Annotated in this window: 20 protein-coding genes, 1 tRNA gene and 1 riboswitch; of the genes, 8 read left to right on the forward strand and 13 right to left on the reverse strand. The window is 47.1% G+C overall.

The features are described 5' to 3' along the window. The 6 genes from DW677_RS14570 to DW677_RS14605 all read right to left on the reverse strand — a co-directional run. On the reverse strand, positions 1-429 hold a 429-nt coding region (locus DW677_RS14570), incomplete at its 3' end, for a PepSY domain-containing protein (RefSeq protein WP_181968371.1). A gap of 292 nt (positions 430-721) precedes the next feature. Then, positions 722-1555, reverse strand: coding sequence for a replication initiator protein A (locus DW677_RS14575; RefSeq protein WP_242992187.1), 834 nt, complete (start codon positions 1553-1555; stop codon positions 722-724). A gap of 769 nt (positions 1556-2324) precedes the next feature. Next, positions 2325-2401, reverse strand: a tRNA-Arg gene (locus DW677_RS14590). A 516-nt stretch (positions 2402-2917) separates the two neighbouring features. Next, a complete protein-coding gene (locus tag DW677_RS14595) occupies positions 2918-3403 on the reverse strand; it encodes a CAP domain-containing protein (RefSeq protein WP_117567685.1) in 486 nt (161 codons plus the stop codon). Then, a complete protein-coding gene (locus DW677_RS14600; protein ID WP_165859926.1) occupies positions 3400-3777 on the reverse strand; it encodes a CAP domain-containing protein in 378 nt (125 codons plus the stop codon). The genes DW677_RS14595 and DW677_RS14600 overlap by 4 nt, the downstream gene beginning before the upstream one ends. An 87-nt stretch (positions 3778-3864) precedes the next feature. Further along, positions 3865-3940, reverse strand: a riboswitch (cyclic di-GMP riboswitch). 186 nt (positions 3941-4126) lie between these two features. After that, entirely contained in the window at positions 4127-5044 is a 918-nt protein-coding gene (locus DW677_RS14605) for an FctA domain-containing protein (RefSeq protein WP_181968372.1), read from the reverse strand. Positions 5045-5102: 58 nt separating this feature from the next. Between DW677_RS14605 and DW677_RS14610 the strand changes: the two genes are divergently transcribed. From DW677_RS14610 to DW677_RS14635, 7 genes are all read left to right on the forward strand, one after another. After that, entirely contained in the window at positions 5103-5699 is a 597-nt protein-coding gene (locus tag DW677_RS14610) for a GHKL domain-containing protein (protein ID WP_165859924.1), read from the forward strand. 251 nt (positions 5700-5950) lie between these two features. Continuing rightward, positions 5951-6238, forward strand: a complete 288-nt coding sequence (locus tag DW677_RS18860; RefSeq protein WP_242992188.1) for a hypothetical protein — start codon at positions 5951-5953, stop codon at positions 6236-6238. A gap of 77 nt (positions 6239-6315) precedes the next feature. Further along, entirely contained in the window at positions 6316-6531 is a 216-nt protein-coding gene (locus DW677_RS18865; protein ID WP_242992191.1) for a hypothetical protein, read from the forward strand. Next, positions 6476-7267 (forward strand): ISAs1 family transposase, encoded by a 792-nt coding sequence (locus tag DW677_RS14620; protein WP_242992189.1) that lies wholly within the window; start codon positions 6476-6478, stop codon positions 7265-7267. Before DW677_RS18865 ends, DW677_RS14620 begins: the two co-directional genes overlap by 56 nt. Before the next feature lie 566 nt (positions 7268-7833). Continuing rightward, entirely contained in the window at positions 7834-8193 is a 360-nt protein-coding gene (locus DW677_RS14625; protein ID WP_117472387.1) for an Hpt domain-containing protein, read from the forward strand. Between the two features lie 54 nt (positions 8194-8247). Next, on the forward strand, positions 8248-9420 hold the full coding sequence (locus DW677_RS14630; protein WP_117567687.1) for a histidine kinase dimerization/phospho-acceptor domain-containing protein: 1173 nt from the start codon (positions 8248-8250) through the stop codon (positions 9418-9420). Positions 9421-9500: 80 nt separating this feature from the next. After that, positions 9501-10124 carry a hypothetical protein gene (locus DW677_RS14635; RefSeq protein WP_242992190.1) on the forward strand — a complete coding sequence of 208 codons (624 nt, stop codon included), beginning with the start codon at positions 9501-9503 and terminating at the stop codon, positions 10122-10124. A gap of 53 nt (positions 10125-10177) precedes the next feature. On the opposite strand, the gene DW677_RS14640 is transcribed toward DW677_RS14635, so the two are convergent. The 6 genes from DW677_RS14640 to DW677_RS14665 form a co-directional block, all read right to left on the reverse strand. Continuing rightward, positions 10178-11479, reverse strand: a complete 1302-nt coding sequence (locus DW677_RS14640; RefSeq protein WP_117567689.1) for a GGDEF domain-containing protein — start codon at positions 11477-11479, stop codon at positions 10178-10180. Between the two features lie 106 nt (positions 11480-11585). Continuing rightward, on the reverse strand, positions 11586-13643 hold the full coding sequence (locus DW677_RS14645; RefSeq protein WP_117567690.1) for a diguanylate cyclase: 2058 nt from the start codon (positions 13641-13643) through the stop codon (positions 11586-11588). A 189-nt stretch (positions 13644-13832) separates the two neighbouring features. Beyond that, positions 13833-14744 carry a DUF3881 family protein gene (locus DW677_RS14650; protein ID WP_117471089.1) on the reverse strand — a complete coding sequence of 304 codons (912 nt, stop codon included), beginning with the start codon at positions 14742-14744 and terminating at the stop codon, positions 13833-13835. Between the two features lie 5 nt (positions 14745-14749). Beyond that, positions 14750-15541, reverse strand: a complete 792-nt coding sequence (locus DW677_RS19205) for a DUF4446 family protein (protein ID WP_347473197.1) — start codon at positions 15539-15541, stop codon at positions 14750-14752. A 285-nt stretch (positions 15542-15826) separates the two neighbouring features. Then, positions 15827-17020, reverse strand: a complete 1194-nt coding sequence (locus DW677_RS14660) for a ParB/RepB/Spo0J family partition protein (RefSeq protein WP_117567691.1) — start codon at positions 17018-17020, stop codon at positions 15827-15829. Then, the gene (locus DW677_RS14665; protein ID WP_117471086.1) at positions 17020-17790 is read right to left on the reverse strand and encodes an AAA family ATPase; all 771 of its coding nucleotides are present in this window, start codon (positions 17788-17790) and stop codon (positions 17020-17022) included. Before DW677_RS14665 ends, DW677_RS14660 begins: the two co-directional genes overlap by 1 nt. A gap of 771 nt (positions 17791-18561) precedes the next feature. On the opposite strand from DW677_RS14665, the gene DW677_RS14670 reads away from it, so the two are divergent. Continuing rightward, entirely contained in the window at positions 18562-19512 is a 951-nt protein-coding gene (locus tag DW677_RS14670) for an alpha/beta hydrolase (RefSeq protein ID WP_117567692.1), read from the forward strand. A gap of 278 nt (positions 19513-19790) precedes the next feature. Here the strand turns inward: DW677_RS14670 and rsmG are convergent, their stop codons facing one another. Next, positions 19791-20537 (reverse strand): 16S rRNA (guanine(527)-N(7))-methyltransferase RsmG, encoded by a 747-nt coding sequence (rsmG, locus tag DW677_RS14675; protein WP_117567693.1) that lies wholly within the window; start codon positions 20535-20537, stop codon positions 19791-19793. Between the last annotated feature and the right edge of the window lies 1 nt (position 20538).

A 20538-nucleotide genomic window follows, 5' to 3' on the forward strand; every position in this document is an offset into this window, starting at 1 on the left:
GGTCTGTGCCTGGGCTGAGGCTGAACCTGAGGTCTGTGCCGGAGCCGAGGCAGCGGGGTCTGCCGTCTCCGTCTGCGTCCCGGAAGTCTGTGCATTCTGTTCCTGGCTGCTCATTTCCATGACAGCTCCTGTCTGTGCATTGATCGTGTAGGAGTAGGCATACTCTCCGGAAGTAAATTCCACCTTATAGCAGGCCACTCCCGCCACCTCACTTAAGGTCGTGGCTGAAATGTCTGCATCTGCCGCTTCAATATCCGCTGCTTTTAACGCCGCTTCCTGTGCCTCCTCCATAGGGATCATCTGTGTCTGCTCCTTCGTCTGCTCCTGGCTGCTTTGCTGCGGAATACTGGCTGCCGCATTATCTCTGCATCCGGTCAAGGTCATTGCAAGTGCAAATGCCACTCCGGTAAAAATCCATTTCTTTCTCATACTCTTTCTTATCCTTCCTATCAGATTGGAATGAGTAAAGTGTAGCCGATATCCTGCCAGATTACAAGTGAAATTTTTGTGTACAGGGTATATTTGTAAAAATCTAACAAATATAGTAACACTTGCAATACCGTAAATTGCGCCGCCCATGCCTCTTTTTACAGATTCCCTGATTGTCTCCATTTTGTATAACAAAAGGCAGCCCACTATGGACTACCCTGATAAAAATAAAAAGCAGCAAATCATTTGCTATGTGTAGTGATATTCTATGGAATCAGTACTGTGTATTCATTTATAGAAGCGGATTCCTATCAAAATATATACCAAGATTACTGTTTCTCTCCAGTGAATGTCTTTCTTCTTTAATGTACCTCCAGGACATAACATATCGAATGTGTTCGACATTCAGTTTCATAAACCGACTGCGGACAATTTCTGCTGGACGTTCCTCTGCACCAATGCGAATCAATGGTCGCTTCGTGCAAACTGTTTCAACGATCAACTCCAGAATGTTATCCAACATTTCGGAATCGTAAGGGTAATCCTTCTTCAACAAATCCATACTGAGCTGATCCGAGAAATAATCAAAGTATTCTTGATACCGGTCATTCTCGTCCATCATTCCACCATTTCCGGAAGGAAAGATAGAATCAGTATCACTAAATTCAGTATTTTTAATATCAGTATTATTACATTGTGATTTCGGAAGTTCTTGAGTTGTGATTTCCATTGTTCCAGAATTGTGATTTTCACAATTCAAGAGTTGTGAATCCACAGCAGAGATAAAGTTCTTCACATAGATCAGGTTGGGCTTTCCCAAACCCTGGCGCTTACGTTCAATCAATCCTGCTTTCTCCTCAAGTTCACTGAGCAGCTTGATAGCCTTTTGTTCAGCACAGTTCAGAGCCATCTTCGCTTCGTCGATTGTAAAAATGATATACACTCGACCGTTTTGATCGATCCAACCATTCTTGGCAGACAGGCTCATGCGGTCAAGCAAAATGCCATACAGCATCTTGGCATCGGCAGAAATATTCCAAAACCTCTCGTTCGTGAACAACACCTTCGGAACTCGATAGAATGTGAATAGCTCGGATTGCTGACCGTAAAAATAATCAAAACTCACACGGCTTCACCACTTTCTTTCTGCGGAAAACTTTCTGTTGTCAGTAGAACGCTGCAGAAAGTCGTATCCGTCTTTTCGTGAGGACATCGGGCAAAATAGCAGAAGCGGTATTCCTGTTCATACGCATCCATATCAACGAAGCCCCACTTCACGCATAACCTTCTTCGTACACCAGCCAATGCACGGGTGATCTCGCCCATAGGGACAGCCATCACATTCCGACTTGGGTTTCGGTGGCAAAGAGATTAAGTAGTAGCAATTATTTCTACCCAGACGGCAACCCTTTCTGCCATTCGTCCAGAAGTAGCAGTAATGACAGTCGCTCGGCTTGTCTGCGGCATAAACAGGCTTGCTCAAATAAAACACCTCCAATCTCTTGTATTTGCCCATGGTTTTGGGCATAAAAAAAGAGCGCCTATCCATCCCCAATGCGGGGCAAATAGACGCTCTATGTAGATAACGATATTCAATTTTATCTGCTATAACTGCATGGTACTCAAAACATCCGCCTTTTTTGATTAGCTGGATTTTTGGCACGATTTTGGGGCTGATTAGCAGGAAGGGCTTTTTCATTAGCAAGAACAGCCTGTTTTCTGCTAAAAATTAGCTGGCGATTTTGTCTTATAACAACCGTTCGATTCTGGAGGGCTTGTCAAAAATCAAATTTTGGAGTAGAATTCTATCTCATACAGTGAAAGAGCTTTTTCGTGCCTTTTCATATAAGAAAAGCCGAAAACCCTTGAAAACAAAGGCTTTCGGCGTTGTTCACTGGCGTCCATAAGAGGATTTGAACCTCCGACCCCACGCTTAGGAGGCGTGTGCTCTATCCAGCTGAGCTATATGGACGTGTCTGATATATGATTATAGCCCGATCAAAATCGAACTGCAATCCCTTATTTAGTTTTTTTGAGGTGACCGTTGTAACGCAACCTTAGGAGACGCTTGTTATATCCATTTAACTATGGGAACAAATGCCGTATTTTCGGGCTTTTTCAGCCTTTTCGGTCACGGCAACCAACTTTATGAACTCAATCACTTTCGTGATGAATCATCTGATTTCTTATTTCGACATTTCTATATGCCATTGTTCAAATCGGACTCTTTGTTACCACCTTTTTAAGTTCCACGGCTTTAACTATGGTTACTTCTTAGACGGCATGTGCTCTATCCAACTGAGCTACTGGGACATGTAGTCTTTGAAAAACTACGATATATATCTTACCAAACAGACGTTGGAAAGTCAAGGAGGGGTAAAAAATTACCGCACGATTTGCTGGGATCGTGCGGTAAGAGTTTTTTCTGGTGATGGCAGAAAATTTAAATATAAATGTATGAAGAAGAAATTTTTTTATCTAAAACAGATTACTCTGTGAAGATCTGAATCCACTGGCGGCCCCACTCGGAGCTGTTGTCGCTGTAGTATCCAAAGCCCATCTTGTGAGCGTCTGGATTTAAAATGTTTGCGCGGTGTCCTTCGGAATTCATCCAGTCGTTAACGACCTCTTCCGGAGTTACCTGTCCCCATGCTGCGTTCTCGCCTGTAGCTTCATCCGTTACATTGAAGTCATCGAGGACTGTAAAGCAGCTTGTTCCATCTGGACGTATATGGGAAGTAACGGTTGCGATCTCAACGGCACGCTGCTGAGCAGCTGCGTTTAATTTCTCATCACCAAGAACGACTGGGCTAAGGCCGTTGTTGGCACGCTGTACGTTTACGAGATCAAGTACTTCCTGTGCGAATTCTGCTCTATCTGTTGCTGCCGGGGCTGTAAAAAGAACGTCCCAGTAATCGCCATACTCACCACCGTTGTAGTGACCAACGCCAACTGTCTTAGCGTCTTCGCTCATGACTTCTTCTCGAAGAAGTCATACTGCATCATGTTATCAAGAGCTTCCTTCGGTGTTGCCTGACCTGCGCTGTAGCACTCACCAACAAAATTATCTGCGATATTGTTGTCATCGAGAACTGTGAATTCGCGGCGGCCATCCGGACGCTGGTAGGAAAACTTCTCTGTGAGCACTTCTGCTCTTGTCTCTGCTGCATTGTCAAGAGTGCTATTTAAAGAAACCGGCTGAAGACCATTTGCTGCACGCTTCTGGTTGATCAGAGCTACGAACTCATCATCATAGGAAGCTGCTGCTGCGGTCATAGACGGAGCAAATGTGCTGATTGCAAAAGCTGCAACAAACATTGCAAGCTTTAAAACGATACCTTTTTTCATAAAAAAACTCCTCATTGATTCATGAAAAAAATCCAAACAAGAAGAGTATTGTAAAGGCACCTAAAGCGCATTTTACAATACTCTTCAAAGTGCAACTGGCTGCCATTTTACAGGCCCTATAGCTTTGCGTCACAGCCTTTCGACTGCTTTGCCGGTTTATGAATTTTTTACAATCCTCTTCAAGGATTCTTTTTAATTTTCGGTTTGTAATTTTAAGAGGCAGTTCAAGAGGTTTCCTGAGGCCTCGGGTAAAAATAAAAGAGTGTTGTTTTTGTATAGCAAAACAACACTCTTGATGAATCATCGTAAGTCGCAACTGGCTATCATTTTACCATATGTCGCCATTTTGTCAATATCTGACATGAAAAAACATCCACAAAAAAGCTCCCACCCTGCAGGATCTCTCCCGCACGGTGGAAGCCATCTGTTCTGATCTGAAATTTACTTCTCTTCCGCCCCGTCCCGATCTGCGTTTCCACAGGATCAATGCGAGGAGAAGAACACCGGAACCAACGCTCAACATGGTCCAGAGGACTCTGTGCGTGGTGTCACTGGTTGCCGGGTTTCCGGCAGAGAGTTTTCTTGTGTTCTGTGCGTCAGCTACAGAACTTGCCTCCGGGAATTCCGGGTTTGGCGGAGTAATCTTTGTGTTCTCAGCCGGTGAAACAGCGCTCGGCGCGTTGACCGGTGTTGGAGAGCCGTTAGAGTTACCGTCTGGTTTACGCGGTGGTCTAGGACTCGGATCATAATTGTCATCACTGCCGCTTCCGCCGGAGCTCGGTCTGCTATATTTGTTCGCAAATACGATCTCGCTGGCCTTGCTGCCGTTTGCGCTTCCTGTGCTGGCAACGATCTCCGCATGAAGCGTATTGTCCTCGCTTCTTAAAATCTGAACCGTCACAGCATAGGTACGGCTGTCATAAGTGAGATTCAACCGATTATCCGTAATCTGCGTAATGTGGTAGATGTAGTTGCCCGGGCGCTTGTAAGTGATCGGGCCGAATTCCACTGTTCCGGTTTCTGCAGCATTCACGGTGACCTCAGTCACCTCCGGAAGCGGCGCATTGTTTTCCGCCTCGATCTTGAACTTATAGTCCAGTGACGGCGGGTTCTTTCCATCTATCTGTACCTTCACCGGAAGGTTTACAGTACAGCTGAACTCTTCCGCAAATGCCGCAAACGGAATCATGATCGTCATCAGCAATGCAAGAAGAAATATCATTCCAGGTAATCGTCTGCTTTTCTTCATACTCATCTGTTTTTCCATATCGCCACACCCCCTTTCCATAAAGGAGCGGGCCGCCCACCAGGAGACGCTTCTTGCAATGCAGAAGGCACAGTACCAGCAGTTAAGCCGTCACATCGAGAGCGTCCGACAGGCGAGACATGATCTCCGCCAGCACCTGAATGTGATCGACCACTATTTAAACAGCGGGAAGACGGAGGAGCTAAAGGCGTACATTGCACAGTACCGTCAGATGCTCCCGCCGGATACGTTCTGTACCTGGTGCGAGAATTACGCGGTAAATACGATGGTCAACTATTATGTCGATGAGGCGAGGAAATCCGGTGTCGATATTTCCGTCAGCATGGCAGTCCCGCAGAAGCTTTCCATGAATGAGGCAGAGTTCTGCTCGGTCCTCGGGAATCTTCTCGAAAATGCCCTAGATGCCTGCCGGGAATATACCGGCAGCAACCCGTTTATCCGGCTCCGCGCGAAGGAGGAGAACAGCCACCTTGCCCTGACGGTCGATAATTCCTGCTCCTCCGCCCCGGTGGAGGAAAACGGACGTTTTCTCTCGACGAAGCATGACGGGTTTGGAACCGGAACCGCCTCGGTCCGCTCGATCGCGGAACATTATCACGGGGTCGTCACGTTCCGGTATGCGGACCAATGTTTTTTCGCCTCCGTGTTCCTCTGATCTGTGATTTGTGAGTTTTGGCTGATGTTTCAATTCAGGAACCGTGTATAGTAATCTTTTGCCGGATATTCTTGGAAATCCCCCCACAGGGTTGTTTCATGAAGATATTTTAAAAGTCTAAAAAGGTCAGATTTCATCGAGGGTTATACATGCTATACATAAGCGTGTATAACCCTCGACTTTTTGTTCAAGTAGAGGTATAACGTCTATACAGTATAGGTATGCTATATCTATACGGAAGGGAGGGCATTATGCCAGTAACTGAGAAAAAATATCCGGAATGGGTTCAAAAACATCGCGTAAAAGGGACTACCGTGAAAAAAAAGGGGGATTCTTATTATCTTTATAAAAGAACATCCCGGCGTGTAAAAGGAAAAAAATATCCGCAGCCAGTCGATACTTATATCGGCATTATTACTCCGGAGGGGGTAATACAAAGCAACAAAAGGAAGGTATCTTTAACAGATGCAGAAGTATGGGAATACGGGTTTTCAAAAGCTGTCTGGGAATTGTGCCCGGATGACTGGAAAAACCCTTAGGGGATGATTGGGAAGATGTGCTCTCCATTATTCTTTTAAGGCAATCTCCAACTTCTTATATCCAGAAAAAACGAACGATGAAAAACGAATCAGATTTTCGTTATCAGTTTGCAGCTCAAATATCGTCCCTGTCCCGCAGAATATATAAAAAATGGGGCGTGGGTCTGGAAGAACTGCGCAAGTTAGAGACCATCTATTTAGTATGTCTGGATAAAACGGAAATCATTTCAAAAGTGAATGAGGAACAGCAGGAACTTCTGGAGAAAATACAGGTGGCTCTGGAAATGTGCTGAAAAACCATTTCTGACAGAAAAACTGATTCATTATTTCAGGCAGATCCCGGATTATCGATGCGACAGAGAGAAAAGACACGATCTGGCAGAAATGCTGGTATGTGTCACAATCGGATTTCTTTGTGGCAGGACAACGATCCGCAGGAGTCTTAACTGGTGCAAGAACAACCTGGAATGGCTGCGGAAACATATGGAATTGAAATACGGGATCGCCTCGCCTTCCACGATTAGTCGGATGCTGAGCGGAATTGATGAGGAATTAGCCTTGTGTGCTTTTATGGAATGGATTGGAGAGATCGTGGACTCGAAGAATACCCATCTTGCGATTGACGGGAAAGCACTCTGCGGCGCAACGGAAAAGACAAAATGTGCGGCAACTCCAATGATTTTGAATGTAGTGGAAACTGTCCGGGGATTGCTGCCTGCACAGCTTCCTGTAGATTCAAAGACGAATGAGATTGCGATGATTCCTGAATTATTGAATCTTCTGGATATCAGTGGAAGTATCATAACGATTGATGCGATTGGAACGCAGACCGCAAGCATGGAACAGATCCATGAACAGGAAGGACATTTTGTGCTTACCGTAAAGAAAAACCAACCAGAGGCTTATGAGGAGATCCATACGTTCATGGACAAACTGGAAGCGGAAGCTGCTAAAAAGAAAAAAGGCGAAATTCCAGAACCTGTAATGCGGGAGAAGGGGCCGGAAAGGATATTCCGTGTACCGCACTGATATCAGACCTTATTCTTACCGCAGAGGAACTGGGCAGCATAAAAAGAATGCACTGGTCAATAGAGAACCGGCTCCATCATGTGTTGGACAACACATTCAGGGAAGATCGCTCACCTGCCAAAAAATCCCGAAATAATCTGGCGCTCATCAGAAAATATGCATATAACATCCTGCGCCTGGCAATGCACGAGACAGGTATCACAAATATAATGACAGAGATGATGGACTGTTTTTGTGACAATGCAGATTTGCGGGAACAGTATGTGTTTAAAGGCATAGCCGGTCTGTATTGACTATGTATAAAGAATACCTCTGAAAAAAGGTACTGTAAAGGAGATAGGGATAATTTGCACTTTTTTTCAGAGTAAGCAAGTATACCAATGCACTTCAGCGGTGTATGTAGCATGATCGAGACTGCTGAAAGCAGGAATCGTTGGCACATGGTCTTCATGAAACAACCCTGATCCCCCCATTATCCGGTTGAAGTTTTATCCTTTGAAAGTTATAATAAAACCATCTATATATAAATATATGAAACAACACACTTGCAAAAGGGGACCATACATATGACATTAAGAGAATGCTACCAAATGATGTGCGGCGATTATGAGGGAGTTACCGGGAGACTCGTTTCGGAGAGTCTTGTCAGGAAGTTCGCGTTGAAATTTTTAAATGATCCGAGTTTTGGGCAGCTGCAGGCCGCGATTGAGAGCGGTGACGGCGCGGAGGCGTTCCGCGCATCCCACACTTTGAAGGGGATCTGCCTGAACCTCGGATTTACTGCTTTATTTGATGCCAGCTCCGATCTGACCGAAAAGCTCCGCGGAAACAATACTCTGGACGATGAGAGCAAATCACTTTTCGCACGCGTCCATGAGGAATATGACCGCACGATCCAGGCGATTGAAAAGCTCGATCCGCAGTAGGCAATGACGGCGGATCGGAAGTAACCGGCTACAAATTTACATTGGGGATAGAATATGGAAAATATTGCGTTTCAGCTCGCGTGGCTGGGGGAACACAAGGTATTGATATTTCTGTTTTTTGCAGAATTGCTGGTCGCGGCGTGCCTGCTGATCGTTTTTCTTCATCTGCGTCTGTCCTGGCGCAGGTTAAATTTTAACAAGTCTGACGACAAGGGGAGTCTTAACGGGTTTGACCTCGTGGATGACCCCTGTTTTCTTCTCCGCTCTTCGGACCTTTTTCCACTCTATGTGACAAAGGATTTTGAACGGCAGTTAGGTCTTACGAAGGAACATTTTAAGAACGACGTTCTCTGCCTTTCCCCGAAGCTTCCTGAGGAACAGGCGAAGCGGCTTCGGAAAGAATATAACGCGTGGGACGGAAAACGTCCGATCCTGATGGATATCGAACCGCTCGGGATGGATGCCTGCTACCGCCTTTCTGTGACAAGGAAAGACGGGATGGACCTGTTCCACTTCCGGGATATCACGGAGGAAAAGAGACAGCTTGATGAGATGCGGGCAGATCTCGAGGCCGCCGAGAACGTAAGCCAGTCGAAATCCGCTTACCTCTCAGAGATGTCCCATGAGATCCGTACTCCGTTAAACGGAATTATCGGTATGCTGAACCTGGCGCACCGCCAGCTTCACGGGCACAGCACCGAGGACTATATCGTGAAGGCAGAGCAGCTTTCCGAGTTCCTTCTGACCGTTATCAACGAAGTTCTCGATATGTCCCGGATTGAGGTCGGTAAGATCGAGCTTGAAAATAAGCCATTCGACCTCTACCACCTGGCAGACCAGATCCGGAACCTGTTTAAGAAGACAATTGAGGAAAAGGCCGGGGATGGCATCTGCTTTTTTAATCAGATGCAGCAGTATTATCTTGATCACAAGGATGAATGGGGCAGCCCCGATACCCTGAATTCCATCTTCCCCGGCTGGTCCCTGGCTGAAGGCGGCGAACCGCTTGGGAACTGGTTTACTCCGGCAGGACCTGGGCGTTATGTCTTTTATCCGTTGGACCGTGTTCCTGTCCCGGACGGGCTTACCGTCTCTGCCTCCGCAGGCTGGGATCCGACCCATGATAATAACTGCTATGCCGCTTTTCTGCAGCGGCTGTCTTCCGCGCTGGAGGGACTTGATGTCCTTGCGATATCCCGGCGCGTTACGCGGAAGGTTACTTTTTAAGCAGCCGCGCTATCGAGGCCGCGGGCGGCAGGGATGTACAGCTCACCTCCTCCGATGCCCACGCGTGGGTAGAGGTCTACATGGACGGCATGGGCTGGATCCCGGTGGATGTGACACCCGGATTCTACTATGATACCTACGCGCTCTTACAGATGGCACAGGTTCCCGGTGATATCCAGAGGACAGCGGCTCTGGAGGACAGCGGCGAGGAAGTGGATGCCCCGGATTCCCTGCACGCCGGAAAACGTCCGGACTCCGAGGTCATCGACCAGTTAAAGACCGCCGTAAACATCCTGTGGGGCATCCTGCTGGTCGTTCTCCTTTTCAAGGGAATCGGCATCGTCCTCCTGGAATTCCGCCATCTGATCACGGAGCGGCGGCTTTTAGGCATTCTGGAACTGCCTCCGGGCGACCGGGCCGGCATGATGTTCCAGGCGATCCGCCATTCGCCTCTCTTCTTCGGGATCTCCATCCATCCCGGATGGAACTGCGGCAAGACGGAAGCGCGGCTCTCCAGGATCCTTCTGGATTACGAGCCGGGACTTTACACCCGTGTGAATGAGCTGATGGAGAAATACTATTACGGTGGTGAGGTCCTGAAGGAATATGAGCTGCGGCTCCTATACCGGTTCCTGACGATGATCCGGTCCAGCCGTAAGAATCTGACGCTTCTGGAACGCTTCCGGATGCGGTATGATCTGTAACGCACCGCAAAAACGCCCCAGAGCAGCTTTCCCGGCTGCCCTGGGGCGTTTCTTTATATATTCTCCTGTCCTTCCTTCTCGCCGTACCAGCGATCTTTTCCTTCTGATTTTGCCTGGTAGAGACAGGCATCCGCCCGTTTTAAGAGGGCGTAATAGTCTCTGCCGTCCCGCGGCGCAATGGCGATCCCGACACTGCCGGAGATCCTTGTACTGTTTCTTCCTTCTACGGTAATGTTCTGGATCCCCGCGAGGATCTTTTCCGCGGTCTCCCTGGCGCGGTCCTGCTCCGTCTTTACAAATACGACAAACTCGTCCCCGCCGACACGGCCCACGAGATTCTCCGGGCCCGCCACGTCCTTTAAAACGTCCGCCACCTGGCGAAGGACCTCATCCCCGGCCAGATGACCCATGGTATCGTTGATCTGTTTGAAATTGTCGAGATCCACGAAACAAAACGCGTAATTGTCATCCGTATCCGTCAGCTTCTCGCTGATGGCATCAAAGGTCGCCTGGAAGTTGCAGATCTTCGTGAGTGGGTCTGTCTGGGCTTTTAAGAGCAGCTCCTCCATCCTCTGGCTCTTCTTCTGCTCCTCGAGATAGACGTTCGTCACGTCTGTCCTGGAGAACAGGATCATCTGGCATTCTTTATCGTAATAGCGGTAGTCCAGGCGCTTTCTCTTGTAGCCTCCGTGCTCCATAATCCCGCAGGTGAAGCTGTGGACCTCGTTGTGTTCCAGGACCTCCTGGATCCGGGATATCTGCATCTCACGCATCACCATCTCCTGATCTTCCTCCACCACATATTTCCTCACGTATTCGATCTTGGATCCTTCGTAATCATTGCATATCACCGGAGGAAGCGGGGTTCCCGCCCGGCTGCTGAACATCTGGTAGCTGTTATGCTTCGCGTCCAGATAAATAAAATAATCGCAGGTCGATGATACATACTGATTCGCGATGGACCACATAAAGTATTCCTGTCCGGCCTTGCGCAGCAGGACATAAACCTTTTCCTGACTGTCGTTTCCCGGCGCGAACGCCAGCACCGTAACATGGTTATCCGGCAGTTTCCCGTTCATCGTCGAAAAGTTGTTGGAGAACAGACCTTTGCCCTTTTCGCATTCATTTCTCAGATGCCGCAGGCAAAAGTTGTCTCTCATCCTCTCGTGATCCGACGGTTGGATCTTATTTTTCATGTATTTCTCTAACTGGCTGTCCCAGATACATTCTTTTCCGCGGTCTGAAGGATCCGTGATGCTGTGGAGGATTGTCGCTTTTCCCGTCTTCAGGTCAACTTTGATGATCTCCTGATATAATTCCTGGATAGATTCATAAATTTCCTGGGCTATATTCATTGGAATACCCCCCCCCGATAATTTTTTAACAAAGTTGTTTTTTTCACACTTGCCACCTGCCCTGCTCCGGCTGGATCTGCTTCTCAGTATCCGGCCAGGTACTTTTTTACTCCATCATCAGCGGATTTAACTGCATGTTGGCAATATCCATGTTTTCCTGCGCATCCGCGTCCCTTACGAAGTCCTCCGTGCTCGTAACGCTGATCTTCCGGCGGATCTCATCCTGGATATCCAGCATACACTCTAAAATCAATGGGTTGAAGTTCCCGCATTCTCCGTTTAAGATCATCTGGATCGCTACCTCATGCGGATATGCTTTTTTGTAGACACGCTCGCTGACCAGGGCATCGTGGACGTCCGCCACGGATACGACTTGGGCGGAGATCGGGATCTCGTCTCCCTTCAAGCCATCCGGATAACCCTTTCCATCCCAGCGCTCATGGTGCCATCTGCAGATCTCGTAAGCAAGCTGTACAAGGCGCTCACTGTGGTACAGATCGATCTTTCCGATCATGGTCGCACCAATGGTCGTGTGGGTCTTCATGATCTCAAATTCCTCTTTTGTTAATTTACCAGGTTTGTTTAATATCTTCTCATCGATATTGATCTTTCCGATATCATGGAGCGCCGACGCCGTAGCGATCAGACCGATCTCCTGCCAGGAAAGATGGTATTTGTTTTTCTTTTTGATCAGCTGCTCTAAAAGCAGTCTCGATACGATATTCAGGTGAATGACATGTGGTCCGCTCTCGCTGTTTCGGAATTCAACAATCTGGCTTAAAATACCGATCATAATACGGTTGCTGCGCTCTTTTTCCCGGATCTGGGATGTTACAAGGCGGAGCTGGCGGCGCTGTTTGGAGTACAGCTTGATCGTATTTAACACGCGCTGGTATACGACTCTCGCGTCAAATGGTCTCCTGATATAGTCGCTGACGCCGAATCCGTAAGCTTCACTGATATATTTCCCGGAGTCCTCGCTGGAGATCATGATGACCGGAATATCCTCCAGCAGGCGTCTCTCATTCATCACCGTCAGGACCTGGAATCCATCCATCTTCGGCATCACAAGGTCCAGCATCACAAGGGCGATACCTGTTCCATACTGCTCCAGCATCTTTAAGGCAGCTTCGCCGTTTTCTGCCTCCAGGATCTCATAATCCTGTTTCAGGATCTCTGTCAGGAGCTCGCGGTTCATATCGGAATCGTCAACGATGAGGATCTTCGGCTTGATGGTCTGTGTCCTTAAATATTCCTGCATCGTCTCGTCCAGATACTCGGTCTTTTCCTCCGTGATAACCATGTTTTTCTGGTCTTTCGCGAAATACATCAGGCGGTCGGCCCTGAGAACTGCCTCCTCGATACTCTCGCCGTCGCGGGTGATCACACCTCCGATGCTGACAGAAAGGCGGAGATTTCCGTAATCCGCAATAGCGGTATCGTGGATCTTTTCCTGGATCATTTTTAATTTTTCGTTGAAGCTGTCCTTGCTGATTTCCGGCAGGATCAGGAGGAATTCGTCTCCGCCGTACCGGATCAGGCTGTCCGTCTTCCGGATATTCTGTCGGATCACGTTGACCATCATCTCAATGGCATGGTCACCCGCCCGGTGTCCATATGTATCGTTAATGACCTTCAGATAGTCCATATCGATCACAGCGACTCCCGCTGTGTTGGTCTTATTTTTTATCTCATCCTCAAAATAACGGCGGTTGTAGACTCCTGTGAGGGCATCCATGTAGACCATATGGTTATATTTCATCAGGCTTCCTATGAGCTTTTTGCATCCGTCCTCATCGATAAAGTTCTGGCTGTCCTGCTTCTGCAGCATCTCCATCACATACGGCTCGCCGTCGATCTCCACGTATCTCGCCGTCACCTGGTACATCTCTCTGCCGAGAAATTCCAGCTTTGATGTTTGGCCATGCTCTTCCATCATTCTCTGGCTGATGCAGTTTCTGCATGGTTCATTCTTCTGCCAGAAAGCAAAACATTCGCAGGGAGGGGCTGTCTCCATCTTGTCCAGGCCTTCCATCGCTCCCGTTTTTCCATTCAGATCCATCACCGTATACCCACGCACAAGGCGGACGATCGGGAAGATCTGCCGGAGCACTTCCATCTTCTTTTCGGCCTCTTCTCTGGTCATAATATCGTAATCTTCCATATAAACTACAGTTCCTCCCCTGTTCTATGGATTCCGGTTTAATAAAAAAGCATTTTCCTCTGTCTCTATATCTTCGAGATCGCAGGAAACTGCATGTCAGTCTTTGTTTTTTTGGTAAATTCAAGCTGATTCGAATGAGATAATCTGTTTTTATTATACCCCCATGATTCTGTTTGTTGTCTATACTTTTTATCGCTTTTGATCCATCGGTCCCGCCTTGTAAGGTACCAGATTTAAGGTACCCTGCATCCAGATCTGTCCTTTAAAACGGCGGCCCGGCTGCGGTTCTCCTAAGAGGTCCCTGCTGTTGATGCAGACCATGAATTCCAGGTCATGGCTCTCGATCTTCATGCGATAAATCTCTTCTTTTGTATAAATATTTCGGATTTTCTCAACTTCTTTGATTTCTCCGATAATGGAATACTGGTCGCACTCCACTCCGCAGGGCATGAAGCAGGAGTCGATAATGGAGTAGAGATCTTCCTTCATGGCTCTTCTGGAGATCTGGGAATAGAGGTCAATATCCTCGATGGTCAGGGTCTCCATGGCGTCCTCGTCCCCGTTTTTTGCGGCCTCGATCAGGCTGCTGCGTTCTTTTGCGGAAACTTTTGCCTTCTGGATCTGTTTCTGGCTTTTCTTGATTGGAAGAAGGACCTTTCCGCCGATGGACATGCCAGAAAAGCAGACCGATCCGATTCTGGAGTGGTGCTCTTTATCCAGCATTTTCTCCCGGAAATCCAGGAAATTCTGGATGTAGAAGATCAGCGTGATGCCAACTCTATTCTCATCCACCATGCCGGAGTAGGTCTCTTTCTCCGTGTGTCTCTGGACGGAGCACTCCTCCGTGGAGCCGACGACATTGCTCTCCAGGTACGGGAAGTAGTATTCCCGCTCGAAATTCCCCTCTTCGTTCAGCTCTCCGACGATCGAGATTCCAAGTCCCGGGGCGACTTCCGCGCGCATTTCGCACACGTTGCTCTCCTCATCGACCTGGACGCACTTCGTTATCGACGGCTGCCGTTCCAGCAGATCCAGAAGCTTTTCGATATCCTTTTTCTTTGTATACATGCTGAAACCAGCTGCACGTAAAAATTTATGCATATGGATCAATAATCTCCTTTATCCTCGCCGTTGAAATCATCCGGCATCGCATCAAAATCCTCGATGTTGTCTGTCTCGATCTCAATCTCTTCCACATCGTATGCATCCGCATACTGCTTTACACGTTCTTCTTCATCCTCGCGGCGCTCTGCCTGGCGTTTTCTCAGTTCTTTCATGCGCTCGCTCTTCTTACGCTCGCTGCTCGGAACCTCGATATCCTGCTCTCCGGAGCCGCCTTTTAACTCTTTTTTCCTGCCGTTTTCGGCCTTTTCCTTTATTGCAAGGCGCTCATCCATAGTCGGGCGCTTTACATAGCCCAGGGCCTGCTCCAGCGCTTCCTGCTCTTCTCCGCCGAGGAGAACTTCTGTCGCACCTTCCTCTACCTCTTTTAAGTAAATGTAGCAGCCCTCACGGCTGTGAACAACATCCAGTACGAAACCACTGTTGTTGTTGTCCAACATTGCAATAACAAAGCTTAAGTTGCCGCCCATGCCCTTGAACGCGTTATACTTGACGTATCCGAATTTCTGGAATGAGGACTTGATCTGCTTGGACAGCTGTTTCATTGCATCCTTGCTGGCCCGGTCTTTCGCCTGCAGCTCCTCCATCTCATCCATCATGTCCATGATCGTATCTTCCAGTGTCTCCGCGTCTTTTCCGCGCATGAAGATATCGTATCTGCGGTATAGTTTATTGAGCTTCACAATACAAATGATCACCACGATCAATAATACCAATGACAGGATTGAAAATCCGATGATCAGTGCCATTGGATCGATGGGAAGATTGTATAACATACTGTTTTCCATATTTTATTTTCTGTCCTTCCGTATGTGTCTGTGCGTTTCGTGATTTTAGTCTTTTTCGTTCAATTTTTTCCTGTTCGTCAGCTTCCTTTTCATTTAGCTTTCATCTTGGGCAAATGCCTGCTTTCTGCTTTTTGCTAAATTTCAGAAAACCCTAAATACAGTCGGCTTTTTCAGCATTTTCTTTCCAAAAATCCCATCAGCGAAGCTGATCTGGAATGGATTTTTGCGTGTAACTATGAAGATACTGAATAGTTACGCTGGATTATTGATTGGTTATGCCCTCAAGGATTCCATGAGCTCGATCAAGCGCTCTAACTCTTCCTGGGAGTAATACTCGATCTCGATTCTTCCTTTATTTTTGTCTTTCTGGTTGATGACAACCTTCGTGCCCATGATGGACTTTAATTTGTCCTCCACCTGACGGTAGATCAGATCGATATCCGGTCCTTTTTCCGGCTTCTTCTCCTTCGGCGGGCGGTTCATCATCTTCACGAGCTTTTCCACGTCGCGGACGCTTAATTTTTCCTCGGTGATCTTCACCGCAACCTGGTACTGGCGTTCGCCTTCCTCAAGACCAAGAAGCGCTCTCGCATGTCCGCTGGAGATCTTTCCGTCTGCCAGCATATCCTGTACACGGACATCAAGCTTCAGAAGACGCATGCTGTTTGTGATCGTTGCGCGGTTCTTGGATACGCGGTTCGCAATCTCTTCCTGTGTGAGATGGAACTCCTGGATCAGCTGCTGGAACGCCTGTGCTTCCTCGATCGGATTCAGATCCGCACGCTGGACGTTCTCGATCAGCGCGATCTCCATCGTCTGCTGCTTATCATACTCGCGGATCAGCACCGGGACATCCGTGATCCCCGCAAGCTTTGCGGCGCGCCAACGGCGCTCACCGGCGATGATCTCGTAGTGATTGCCCTTTTTCTGGACGATCAACGGCTGTAAAATTCCATACTGCCTGATAGAGTCCGCCAGCTCCTGAAGACTTTCTTCGTCGAAATTCTTTCGCGGCTGCTCACTGTTCGGCTCGATCAGGTTAAGCTTTAGTGTCTGCTCTACCGGTTTTTCTACGATCTTTTCAACGGGTTTTTCTACCACTTTTTCAACGATCTTCTCAACCGGTTTCTCAACGATTTTCTCGACGATCTTTTCGACCGGTTTCTCAACGATCTTCTCAACCACTTTTTCTACGACAACCGGCTCAGAATTACCGGCATTCCGGGAATTATTCTTTTTAGCTGCGTCAGTGCTTACAGCCGTATTTCCTGCTTTCTTTGCTGCTTTTCCGCTGTCACTCTCTGCCCCGGTTCCATTTTTTTCTGTATTTTTAGCAGTTCCCTGATTTGCCATCAGGTGCTCTTTTCTCTCACTTCTGCTTACTTTTTCCGCAGCGTTCTCTTTCGTAGCTGTAACTTCTTCCCCGAAGAACGCGCCTAAACCTTTACCTAAACCACGCTTCGCCATTATAATTCCTCTCCTCTGCTGATGACTTCCGCTGCTAAAAGTCTGTAGCTCTCTGCCCCTGATGACCGGCTGTCATAGAGATTAATCGGCATCCCGTAGCTCGGTGCTTCTGCCAGTCTGACGTTTCTCGGAATAATTGTCTTGTAAATATTTTCATTCAGATGCTCTTTTACGTTCTCTACAACTTCCAGGGACAGATTAGTTCTGGAATCATACATCGTAAACACAACGCCCTCTACTTCCAGTGCCGGATTCAGCTTTTTCTGAACAAGATTTACTGTTTTTAACACCTGGCTTAATCCTTCCAGTGCGTAATATTCACATTGGATCGGGACAAGTACCGTATTTGCCGCGGTCAGCGCATTGATCGTAAGAAGGTTCAGGGACGGTGGGCAGTCGATGATGATAAAATCATATTTTCCATCCAGCAGTTCCAGATTTTTCTTGAGGATGCTCTCCTTTTCTTCCATATCAAGAAGCTCGATCTCTGCTCCCGCCAGATCAACATCCGACGGCATCACATCCAGTCGCTCCTGGATGCTGGGATTAACGCACTCTTCCACGGTGCACTCCCCCATCAGCAGTTCGTATACAGTATTGTCAATATTTCCTTTTTCCAATCCAAGCCCGCTTGTCGTGTTTCCCTGCGGATCAAAGTCAACCGTCAACACTCTCTGCCCTGCTTCAGCCAGGCAGGCCGACAAATTAATAGCTGTCGTCGTCTTTCCGACACCGCCTTTTTGATTTGTAATTGCAATAATACGTCCCATACCTCTATCCTTTCCGCAGGTCAGCTCTACTCTTTTTATCGTGTATCTCTCTCGATTCAGCCCAGATTTACCATAAAATCCGGTTTTTTCACGGGCTTTTCTCTATTTTTCTTCTACTATTTACTATCAAAACATTAGCGAAACTTAGTATAACACAATTTTTCCTATTTTCCTATTGATTTACCCTATAAAATTAAAAATGTTTCACGTGAAACATTTTTGTAAATCCTATAAGCCATATTTTCCGAGTTCCATGTGGCAAGTGTTTCACATGAAACACTATACTCTCTTCTCGATTTTTCTTCTTGTGGTTCATTGATGTTTCACGTGAAACATTATGATTTTTATCGTTATCTTTTCACTATACCCTTTTCCCTTTATTTGGTCTTTTCTTTTGGCGTTTCTTTTTGGTCCTTCTTTTGGTCCTTCTTTTGGTCCTTCTTTTGGTTCTTCTTTTGGTCTTCCTTTGGTCTTCCTTTAGCGTTTCTTTTGGTCTTTCTTCTGACCTTTCTTTTTCCTTTCTATGTGTTCTGTTTTGCTCCCCGCAAATGTTTCACGTGAAACATTCATATTTATCGCTATTCGCCTTTCGCAAACGGTAACGCATATTCTTCAGAAACATTTCACACTTTCGCCTGTTGTATCTCTCTATCAATTATATTATAATATAATCAAGGTTTACCTTAGAGAAAAGTGATAAAACTACTTCTCTTCTCTCACAGTATTCCCACTATATTTCTATACCCTATCATCTAATTTCGAGGTGAATTTATGAAAGCAAAAAACAAAATCATCACTGCCGTTCTCCTGTCTGCCGGCGCGGCTGTCGGAACTGCGCTGATCAATAAATACATCAAAATGTCTGCCGTTGCAAGGAATCTTCTTACCCAGCCGGAACCACGTTGCTATCGTTGGAGACTCGGCAATATCTACTATACAAAAACAGGAACCGGAAAGCCGCTTCTTCTCGTTCACGACCTGACACATGCGTCCAGCAGCTGCGAGTGGGATTCCCTGATTCCGCTTTTAAAAGAATACTACACGGTTTACACCATCGACCTTTTAGGCTGTGGCCGTTCCGAAAAGCCAAACCTTACTTACACGAATTTTCTCTATGTGCAGCTGTTAAATGATTTCGTAAAATCCGAGATCGGCCGCCGCACAAATATTGTCGCCACCGGTGCGTCCGCTCCGATCGTGACAATGGCCTGTGGATACAATCCGGATCTCTTTGAGCAGATGATGTTCATCAACCCGGATTCTCTCCTCTCCTGCAGCCATATTCCGGGAAAATCCGCAAAATGTTATAAGTTTATCCTTGATCTCCCGATCATTGGAACACTTCTCTACAATTTTGCATCCGCAAGAAGTATAATCTCCAAGACCTTCTCCGAGAGTTACTTCTATAACCCGTACGATGTGAATCCCCACAACATCGACAAATACCATGAGTCCGCCCACCTCGGCGACTCCCCGAAATCTATCTACGCCAGCGTCCAGTGCAACTACACAAAATGTAATATTACAAAGACTCTGGAAAAAATCAACAACAGCATCTACATTCTCGGCGGCGAAGCCGAACCGGATATCGACCTGACAATCGAAGAATATACTAAATGTAACCCAGCAATCGAGTCCAGCACCATCGCCAACACCAGGCATCTTCCTCAGCTCGAAAATCCAGAGGAAGTCAGCGCAACCGTGCAGATGTTCTTTAACTAGTTTCACACAACCATATTTCAATGTTTCACGTGAAACATTCCTATTAACTACAAAAAGGCGCCGCTGCTTCTCTTCTGGCAGCGACGCCTGATTTATTTCAATTGCTTTCCAACAGCTTATCTATTTCTGCTCTGTTATCAATCTACCGATGTTCCATCGCAAATGTTTCACGTGAAACATCGTGACATTTTTATCTCCTTCATGGCAAAAAAAGAACCCCATTATCCTAATTTATAAAGATAATGAAGTTCTCAATTTTTCTTTAAATTTTACTTTTTTTACTTTAACGGTTCCTTCCCCGGAAGTCCCGCTTTTCTCGGATATTTCTTCGCTGTGATTGCCATCTTCTTTACCGGAACAAAGGTGCGTTCCACGTCCGTCTCCGGAAGAACCTTTACGATAATATCCTTCATCTCTCCGCCAAGCTTCTTCACAGCAGATCTCGCCTGGGCAATCTCCTCGTCAGCTTTTCCGGATTTATACGGGATAAAATATCCGCCCTTTTTCACAAACGGGATACAGTACTCGGAAAGGGTGGACATATTTGCCACCGCCCGGGATACGCAGATGTCGTACTGTTCCCGGTATTTCGCATCGCGTCCGTAGTCCTCGGCACGTCCATGGACAGCCGTAATATCCGTAAGTCCCAGTGCCTCTATCACCTCATTTAAGAATCCCACTCTCTTATTTAAAGAATCAAGCAGTGTGACCTTCAGTCCCGGAAACGCAATCTTTAACGGAATTCCCGGAAATCCTGCACCCGTACCCACATCGATACAGCTGTATTCTGCGGATCCGTCCAGCTTTAACCCAAGCTCCGGCGCAGCCAGAACAAGCAGAAGGCTGTCCACAAAATGCTTCGTGATCACATCGGAAAGCTCTGTGATCGCCGTGAGGTTCATCACCTTATTCTTCTCGATCAGCATCTCATAATATTTAAAAAACTGCTCTTTCTGCTGATCCGAAAGCTCGATTCCAAGATCCGCGCAGCCCTGATCCAATAATTTTACAAATTCATCTGTCATC

This window comes from Clostridium sp. AM25-23AC, assembly GCF_003435125.1.
GTDB classification, from domain to species: Bacteria; Bacillota; Clostridia; order Lachnospirales; family Lachnospiraceae; genus Pilosibacter; species Pilosibacter fragilis.